The organism is Tardiphaga sp. (assembly GCF_028290495.1).
GTDB lineage: Bacteria > Pseudomonadota > Alphaproteobacteria > Rhizobiales > Xanthobacteraceae > Tardiphaga.
Window position 1 is genome coordinate 1 of record NZ_JAQGJT010000216.1, and the last position, 5067, is coordinate 5067.

At 61.5% G+C, this 5067-nt stretch carries 4 protein-coding genes and 1 tRNA gene; 2 read left to right on the top strand and 3 right to left on the bottom strand.

The window, feature by feature from the left end; genetic code table 11:
- Positions 1 to 47: 47 nt before the first annotated feature.
- Both JWQ24_RS28205 and JWQ24_RS28210 read left to right on the top strand, forming a co-directional pair.
- Positions 48 to 121, top strand: a tRNA-Pro gene (locus JWQ24_RS28205).
- A 671-nt stretch (positions 122 to 792) separates the two neighbouring features.
- On the top strand, positions 793 to 1116 hold the full coding sequence (locus JWQ24_RS28210) for a hypothetical protein (protein WP_299815822.1): 324 nt from the start codon (positions 793 to 795) through the stop codon (positions 1114 to 1116).
- A 285-nt stretch (positions 1117 to 1401) separates the two neighbouring features.
- Here JWQ24_RS28210 and JWQ24_RS28215 read toward each other — a convergent pair whose 3' ends face one another.
- The 3 genes from JWQ24_RS28215 to JWQ24_RS28225 all read right to left on the bottom strand — a co-directional run.
- Positions 1402 to 3387 (bottom strand): glycosyltransferase family 2 protein, encoded by a 1986-nt coding sequence (locus JWQ24_RS28215; RefSeq protein ID WP_299815825.1) that lies wholly within the window; start codon positions 3385 to 3387, stop codon positions 1402 to 1404.
- Between the two features lie 63 nt (positions 3388 to 3450).
- Positions 3451 to 4785, bottom strand: coding sequence for a bifunctional diguanylate cyclase/phosphodiesterase (locus JWQ24_RS28220; protein WP_299815828.1), 1335 nt, complete (start codon positions 4783 to 4785; stop codon positions 3451 to 3453).
- On the bottom strand, positions 4782 to 5067 hold a 286-nt coding region (locus JWQ24_RS28225; RefSeq protein ID WP_299815831.1), incomplete at its 5' end, for an EAL domain-containing protein. The genes JWQ24_RS28225 and JWQ24_RS28220, both read right to left, overlap by 4 nt.

Sequence of the window (5067 nt, forward strand, 5' to 3'; positions counted from 1 at the left end):
GAGGCGATAAGCTAGTGCATCGTGCCGGGTAATTCCGGCGCAAGCCACGGGCTGTGGCGCAGCTTGGTAGCGCACGTGACTGGGGGTCACGGGGTCGCAGGTTCAAATCCTGTCAGCCCGACTGACGATGTAGAGGGCCGCCTGAGTAGCGGCCCTCAATTCGTTAAGCAAGGCGGCCCTCTACAGCGTCATGGCCTGCTTATCAGGCGGGGTCCTCGCCGCGCCGGTTCCGGCGCATCGCAGCAATGCGGGATGCTCGCACTCGCGGATGACCGCGATGTGACGGCCGTGCCGGTGGGGCGCAGCCCGATAAAACGTCCTAGTGGGGCGACTTTTCACCAGGGCACTGTCGTCTCCGGTCGGATTTCGAGTCCTGGGAATATCAGCGGCGTGCCGAGCTCGGACTCGCCATAGCGGGTTCCGCCAACGATCCGACCTTGCGCTAGCTGGTTGGTGGCCGGGCGGGCGCTAGAGTTTGCAAATGAGTGATCGTCGGAAGTGGGGCTTGTTCGTTGCGTACGTTTTGGTGCTCGCGCTGGCCGGGCTGGCGCTGCTCGGGGTGCGGCTCGGCTCCGACTGGTCCACATTCGTACCTGACCTCATCATCGGCATAGTCGGTGCGAGTGGGATCGGCCTCGCGCTGTTCGCGCTGCAAGAGTCAGCAGAGCGCCGCCGAGGGGCGGCCAGTGACGTCTCGCGCGCCTATGGGCGGTTGCTGGACGCTCTCACCGTGCTCCGACGTTGGACTTTACGCGGGATGCCGCCTCATCAATTAGCGTCGCCGCGACGCGCATGCTCCAGCTTTACGAGGCCGTCGCTCCCGACGATGAAGCGCTTGGAAACTGGCTTGAAGCCAACCGACAGTTTGGTCTTTATCGCGCGTTGACTGTTCACAACGCTATTGCGTTGCTCTCCACCAAATCTCCCGACGCAGTATTCGAAGCGTCCGCACCCTTCCATCGGTGGGTGGCAGAGTTTGGGGGAAACATCCGTCTGTGGCGGATCGGCAAAGTTTCCACACGCGAAATGATCGCAGACGGAGCGGCGATGGAAGGTGTGCTCCGAGAGGCTGGCGCATGGCGCGAGTCGCATTACCTGTGGCGCGATAGCAAGTAGTTACCGCAGGCCTCATCGTTGCGTCTCCTCGGACAGTCCAACGCGCTCCTTGGGAGGAACACCAATCTTCTCTTGCATCAGCAAACCGACCTGGCTCCGAGCCAGAACTAGAGCGTTCCAGTCGGTCGGTTGGTTTCTAGTTACCCGCTCCAATTCTTCCTTCGCCACGTTTTGGTAGTTCACGGCGGCGTCATAGATGCTCTGGGGTCCGATCAATAGTCGCGCGCCTTCGAGATCCTCAGCTACCGCCGCAAGATCAGCTAAGGCACCGCGATGAACGCTCAGTCACTCGTCAAGTACCGATGCGATGGCGGGAATACCGGGCGCCAATCCCGGGATAGCGCCTTCCGGCGTATGGAACAGCCACAGCGCGATGATGTTGTAGGTTTTCCAATCCTCGGGCCGAATTCTTAGTGACACCATGACCGAGCCAGTCGGTTCACGCGATACACGAACCACGTCGAGAGGAATCTCCATCATTCCCGGCAATTTGAGGTGGACTACGTCCTTCACGACAACGTCTGAGGCAAACTGCACAGCCGCTCCACCCATAGAGATGTCGTGAAGTCGGGCAGGTACACCGTCGACGTAGACGTTCGTCGTCAAGTTGAGGCGGTGCGCATTACGCCGGGAGGTCGCGTATTGGGCGGCTCGGATTCGCCGGATCCCGAGGACGAGGATGATTCCAGCGATCGCAAGCCAGGCCGTGGCCGCGACGGTGGATGCCGGGTCCGTTCGCCAGGGAACCCAGCCGAGGATCCCGGCCATCGCGTATGCGATGACGGCGAAGATGAAGGCGGTCAGTATCAGCAGGAACCGTGGGATCCGCCCGCGCTGGCGTTCCTCTGCCGCGCCTTTCGGGGTCACCTCAAAGTCGAGTGTTCGCCGGGTGATGAGCCACCAGAAGCAAGCGAGTCCCACTGGGATGCGGAATATGCGCAGGGCGAAAGCCGTGGGCCACTCGATCTGGCCGCGCATGAGCTTCTTGGAGCCCCAGAGACGCACGGTGAACATGGCGGCGAAGACGAGGACGAATACTGCTGGGCTCGCGGTCGAGGTCTGCGCCCCGGTGAAGAGAATCACCAAGGGAACCGCGAATGCGAAGAGCGTCGTGATTCCTTCCAGCCACCACAAGGTTCCGTTGAGATATTCGTGGTAATTCCTCCATGACATCCAACGCTTGGCTGCCCAGAGTCTCTCCTGGGTGAGGATCTGCATTGCACCCATGCCCCACCGTCGCCGCTGCAGCAGATATTCGTCGGGGGTCGACGGAGCGAGACCGACGGCGAGCGTCTGATGGTGGTACATCGTCTTCCATCCGCGCCGGATGAGTTTCAGCGTCGTGTGCATGTCTTCGGTGATGGTTTCGGTTGCGACGCCGCCAACGTCTTCCAACGCGCTCACTCGCAAGAGTGATGTCGATCCGCACCAGAACGGACCGGCTCCTGGAACGTTTCGGGAGGGCATGAGCACGTTGAAGAACACGCCCTGCTCACCGGTGAGCCCGTCGTCGTCGAAGGCGCCCGTGTTGTAGAAGCACTGAGGCCCCTGCACGAGGGCGACATCAGGGTCGGCGAACCACCCGAGGGTCGCCGTTAGGAAACTCGGCAATGGAACGTGGTCGCAATCCAAGACGGCAATGATGTCGATGCCGGGGGCGCCAGCCGCCTTTTCGTCAGCCATGAGCTTCAGGGCGTGGTTCATGTTTCCTGCTTTGGCATAGTCGTGCATTGGCCGGCTGACGTAGCGTGCGCCGAGCGCGGCGCACAACTCTGAAACCCATGCCCGGTCGCCGTCGTCGAGAACCCACGTCTCATGTGCGGGCTCAAGGTCACAGGCCGCGGCGATGGTCGGCGAGAGCACTTCGACGGGTTCGTTGTAGGTGGGGATGACCGCGGCAACGCGGGTGCCTGCAGGCAGCGCACTGACCGACGGGGCGGGTTGGCCGTCGATGTTCCAGACCGTGAGGGTCTTGAGAATGAGTCCCGCAATGGGCAGCGCCTCGAAGACGACCAGCGCCCATGCGATTCCCGCCGACCATCCGCTGCCGGGGAGGGTGAAACCGATCCGCCAGGTGAGATAGAGGGCCGGCGCCGCAACAGCAGCGATTCCGCCCAGGTGGGCGAGCCTACGTGAGCGTGTCCCTTCGGGCCGTGGAGCACCGAGTTGAGCTACCCAGCTGGCGATGCCTAGCCGCCTGAGATATTTCGCATCACGCGACAGCGATTCATCGGACCATTCGCTCGTCACACCGTGCTCGATCTGTGACACTGGTTTCCCCCTTGCGATCGGATATCCGTGACCATATGTCGACTGTTGAATTTCGGCTTCGCGCTAGTGCGGGGTCAGAGTGAGCTTTCGATAGGCGTCGATGGCAAGCGACTCGGCGTCGGTGAGGAATTCGATGGAGGTTGCCCGACCAAAGTGGAAACCTTGCATCGAATCGACCCCGAGCCGCTGAAGGTAGAGCGCCTGCGCAGCCGTCTCCACCCCTTCCGCCGTCACCTGGTGCCCGAGTTTGTGGGCGAGATCGACGATCGAGTTGAGGATCGGAAGGGTCTCGTCGCCCGTCTTGATCCTGTCGACGAAAGACCTGTCGACCTTGATGATGTCCACGGGCAGTTCCTGGAGCCGACCGAGGGAGGAGTATCCGGTTCCGAAATCGTCCAACGACACGCGGATGCCGCTCGCGCGAAGCTGGGACAGCTGATCGATCATCTGCGGAGGTGAGCCCGGGAAAGCACTTTCCGTCAGCTCGACTATCAGCTGCCGCGGATCCACGCCCGCCGACGCGAGCGTGCCGAGGGTGTCGCGCGCAAAATCCGGCTCCCGCAATTGCACGGCCGAGACGTTCACGGCGACCGAGTGCATGGTCTCCACAGCAAGCCAGTCGCGAAGCTGTGCGCAGGTGAGCGTCAGGATCTCCTGGCCGATAGAGTTAATCAACCCACTCGACTCTGCAGCCGAAATGAAGTCCAACGGGGAAATCAGGTCATCGGCGCGTCGCCAGCGCACGAGCGCCTCGACCTCGACGGCACAGCCGACTCTGACGTTGACGATCGGCTGATAATGGACGACGATTTCGTGGCGTTCAACCGCATTGCGCAACTCGGACTCGACGTCATTGTGAGCAACAAGGGCGCCCATCATGCCGGGTCGGAATCGGACAAAGCGGTTCTTACCCGCGGCCTTGGCGATATATATGGCGATGCCTGCACGGCGAAGCAGCTCGGATGCCTTCAACGACTGGTCTCCGTTGGCTGCGTACCCCAGGCTGACGCTGGGTTGAAGTTCCTTTCCGCCAAGGCGAAACGGTGCGTTGAGTGCGCTAGTGATCCGAACCGAGACCTCGTCAACGTCGATGGCGCCAGTGAGCAGCACGGCGAATTCGTCGCCACCGAACCGAGCGACAGTGGTTCCGGGCCAAACGCATTCGCGCAAGCGCCGACCGGCTTCGACGAGCAGTGCATCACCGGCATCGCGGCCGTGGGTGTCATTGACTTCCTTGAAATCGTCAAAGTCGAGCAGAAGCACGTGGATAGATCCGGCGTTGTGACTTTCGAGTTCTGCGTCGAGCTGTCGTGTGAAGAATGTCCGATTGGCGAGATCGGTAAGGGAGTCTCGAAAGGTAAGGCGTTCGAGCTGCGCGGCGTGCTGAGCGAGTGTCATCGCTTGGTCTTGACGCCTCGGAGTAGCTCATCCTGCGACGAGCTAATGCGTGAAGCAGGTTGGGGGGTGCCGAACAGGTATCCCTGGCCAAGCACGATGCCGAACTTGAGTGCTCGCATGGCCCGCGATTCGGATTCCAATGCGCTCGCCAATACAAAGGCACCGGTGTCCTTCGCCATGGAGACGAACGATTCGATCTGTGATGTGTCCGATCCGGCCGTGTCCAGCCGAGCGGTCAGCGACGCAGACAGTTTGATCACATTCGGCGCAAGCAATCGAATG

Bases quoted from the DNA above. Each gene is read 5' to 3' on its own strand.
- JWQ24_RS28220 (WP_299815828.1), bottom strand. From the start codon at position 4,785: ATGACACTCGCTCAGCACGCCGCGCAGCTCGAACGCCTTACCTTTCGA.
- JWQ24_RS28210 (WP_299815822.1), top strand. From the start codon at position 793: ATGCTCCAGCTTTACGAGGCCGTCGCTCCCGACGATGAAGCGCTTGGA.